The following is a 3597-nucleotide window of genomic DNA, read 5'->3' on the forward strand; positions in this document are numbered from 1 at the left end:
CTGGGTATTCGAGCTGCATGGCGACGAGATCGGCTGTGTGCATGCCGTAGCGGGCCGCGATGTCTTGAAGCGTCTGGTCCAGGGCTTCCGCTGGTCGCCGGCCCTCAAGTGTCGGAAGCTGCTGTGCTGCAGGCCAGGCCGTGATGACCTGGTCGGGGAAAATGCGAATGCCGTTGCGTGTCTCAACGGCACCGGCCGTGCCAGCGAACGTCACCGCACGTGACCGATAGGTCCGTGTCCACGCGTCTGCGACGAGGGCGAGCGACACCTCGTCAATGCGGGGCTGAAGTTCTATGCCGAACTGGTCACGGTTCCAGAAAGCGACGGTGTTGCCGATCACCCTCAGGGCGAATGGGCGCGTGAACGTGAACGCAGCGCTGTCGTGACGTACATCCCAGCTGGTGACGCCGAGATCCCGGGCGACCGTCTCGGCTCGGTCCCGGCCGGCTATGGCTTCGATCAGGGTGAGCGACATCGTCATGGACGCGGTGATGCCTGTCGTCGTCGCCACGCCCCGGTCGACAACCAGCCTCCTGTTCGCGACGTAGCGGATTGTGGGATGCTCATCGCGCAGCTCCTTGAGATAGTACCAGTGCGTCGTCGCCCGCTTCCCGTCGAGCAGTCCGGCACTCGCGACGACCTTGGCTCCGGCGCAGACGCCGATGACGATCGCACCCTTGGCCGCCTGGCTCCTGATCCATCGCAGGGCCGCCGGATCGTCGTCGCGGCTCATGGCGGGCACGATGACATAGTCGGCACCGTCCGGATGCCGCACATCGAAATCGGCAACCGTCGCCTGCGGCTCAACCTTGAGCGCCGGATAGAGCGTCACCGGCCCCGGCTCTGTTGCCAGCGCTACAACATCGGCGACGTCGGAGCGGCGAAGGATGCCGTAAGGCATGAGATAGTCGGTGGTCTCGGTGGCGTCATTGATGCCGATGATGGCGATCAGCGGACGCTGACGTTTTGGAGGCATTAAGGCCGCGATCATGGCGTCGAGCTCTTCCCTGGCGATTGGCGGCGCGGTTCCGGTGGTCGAAGCCGGAGGCAGCGAGAGAATCCATGCCCCGCCGATCATCAGGAAAAGCGTTACGACACCAAAAGCACTCCACAGCACAAACCGCTTGTTCATGGCGATCAACAAGCTCCCGCATGGCCTGCTAGTCGGTGGGAATGAGGCCGGGGTTGAAGGCGACCTCCCACAGGTGCTGGTCAGGATCCTGGAAGTACCCAGCATAGCCGCCCCAGAACGTCCTGCGCGCCGGCTTCACAATCCGAGCACCAGCCTGTTCGGCCCTCCGCATGACCTGATCCACCTCATCTTCGCTGGATACGTTGTGCCCGATCGAGAACTCGGTCGGGCTCGGCTGGGATTTCGCGAGACCTGTGTCGTGGGCAAGGCTGTCCCGAAGCCAGACTGCGAGCTTAAGGCCGGCTTGGAGGTCGAAGAAGGCCACGGCGCTGTGTTCGTACTGTTCTCCCGTTATCCCTGTCGTCGGGAGACCTAGGCCATCGCGGTAGAAGCGCACCGACCTCTCAAGGTCATCCACGCCGATCGTCAACATGGTGATGCGAGGCTGCATGGTGCTCCTCCTGCGGCAAACGACATTCTTACATACGGCGGCGGACGATCCCGTAAAATCCTGGTCCCATACTTTACCGCCAGCGTACCGCCCTATGGTTCGTCTGCAATGACGTAGATCGACGGGATCCCGTCATATGCCGAGCGTTCGCCGCTGTGATCCTCCCTGTGAATCCAGCTGTTGGATGCGGTCGAACTCACAACGGGCGGCTTGAGGACTCGTTCGGCCCCATCCGCCGCTTGACCGCTCGAACGTTCCTGTCCCGGATCTCCCGCCGCCACCGCACCCACAGGCGCTCGTGCTCCGTCATCGGTGGCAGACGGCCTGCGGCAACCTCCAGGAAACGCCGCTGGGCGTCGGTCTCGGGAAGCCGCCGTCCCTCGACCAAGTCGAGATAGAACCGTCGATATCGGTGCAGCAGGTCCTGTTCGCGTTGGGTCAGGGAGGGCATTCTATCAAGTTCCACAGGATGACCATGAGCCCAAACGTAGCGTAAGCACATCTTGAAAACGAGCTTGGCATCTGCCCGTGCCGGAGTCGACTGTCCAGCACATGCGCTAGCCGCCGGGAGGAGCGGCCGCCTTTTGTCACATCCCGACGTTCCTATCGCCCCGGGCTCGCAACCTATCGCAGTATACAAATCGGCCGCTTACTCTGTCGCATCCTTGGCGCGCACCAGCACGTCGAAGACGCGCGGATCGCCCATTTGGGCGACGTTGAAGCGAAGATATTCCGAAGCCGATTGAGAGACACTGAAGACGTTCCCAGGGGCGAGAACTACATTCTCGCGCAGCGCCGCGCGTGCGACATCCGCCGCGTTCCGGCCATCCGGCAGGCTGCACCAGAGATAGAAGCCACCACGCGGCATCAGCCACGGCCGCAGACCGAGTGCTTCAAGCTTGTCGGCCGTCTCACGTCGGACCCGCGCCAGGCGCCGGCGGAGATCGTCCAGGTGTTTGCGATAGCTGCCATCGCTCAAGGCCGCGAAGACGAGTTCGGCCGCGACTGGGCTTGGACCGCCGAAGTTCGTCGCCACCTGAAGATCGACCAGCGCCTCCACCCAGTCCGGCCGAGCCGCGAGATAGCCGCACCGAATCGACGCGGAGAGCGTCTTGGAGAAACTGCCGATCCGGATGACCCGGGTGAGTCCGTCAAGGACAGCCAGGCGCGGCGATGGTTCCGGCTCGAAGCCGGCAAAGATGTCGTCCTCGATGATGGTGACATCGTGAGCCGCAGCGGCACTGAGAAGCTTGTATGCCGTCTGCGGCGACATCGTAGCACCGGTTGGGTTATGGAGGGCGGAGTTGGTGATATAGAGGCGTGGCCGATGCCTTGTCAGCGCCTCAGCGAAGAGGTCCGCATCCGGCCCGTTCCGCGTATAGGGTACACCGACAATCCGAGCCTGATGAGCGCGCAGCAGGGCATGGAAGTTGAAGTAGCACGGGTCATCGACAAGCACCACATCCCCAGGGCGCAGCAGGAACCGGCAGGCCAAGTCAACCGCCTGGGTTCCCGAGGCAGTCAGAAGGATCTGATCGGCACCGGCGGCGATCCCTTCGTCCGCGAACTGGCGCGCGAGGAGCCGGCGCAGCGGCAGCGATCCGCGCGTGCCGCCATAGTCCGCCAGAATCGTATCGTTGGCGTGCGCAAGGCGGCGGATCGCACGGCGTATGGCATCATTCGGCATCCAGTCGGCCGGCAGCCATCCGCATCCGGGCTTCAGCATCTCCGTGCCGGCATCGAGCGACTGCCGTGACACCCAGAACGGATCGATGGCCTGGTCGAGTCGTGGTCCGGCTTCGGCCAGGGAGAGCGGTGGCATGGCACCCGACACGTAGAAGCCCGAGCCTGGCCGCGAGCGGATCACGCCTTCAGCCGCAAGCCGGTCATAGGCTTCCACCACGGTTGACGGCGACACTCCCATGGTGGCGGCGAAGCCGCGGATCGAGGGCAGCCTTTCACCCGGGGACAGCGCGCGGCTTGCCATCCTCCGGCGGATCGCGTCCATCACGTC

4 protein-coding genes are annotated in these 3597 nt (G+C 63.9%); all 4 read right to left on the reverse strand.

The features are described from left to right. The coding region (locus tag AC5JJ6_RS29645; RefSeq protein ID WP_496045510.1) for a DJ-1/PfpI family protein at positions 1–1132 on the reverse strand (1132 nt) is incomplete at its 3' end. Between the two features lie 28 nt (positions 1133–1160). Beyond that, positions 1161–1583 (reverse strand): VOC family protein, encoded by a 423-nt coding sequence (locus AC5JJ6_RS29650; RefSeq protein WP_496045504.1) that lies wholly within the window; start codon positions 1581–1583, stop codon positions 1161–1163. Positions 1584–1779: 196 nt separating this feature from the next. Further along, on the reverse strand, positions 1780–2085 hold the full coding sequence (gene maoP, locus AC5JJ6_RS29655; RefSeq protein ID WP_496045505.1) for a DUF413 domain-containing protein: 306 nt from the start codon (positions 2083–2085) through the stop codon (positions 1780–1782). Between the two features lie 147 nt (positions 2086–2232). Then, on the reverse strand, positions 2233–3597 hold a 1365-nt coding region (locus AC5JJ6_RS29660), incomplete at its 5' end, for an aminotransferase-like domain-containing protein (RefSeq protein ID WP_496045506.1).

It is taken from the genome of Skermanella sp., from assembly GCF_059503625.1.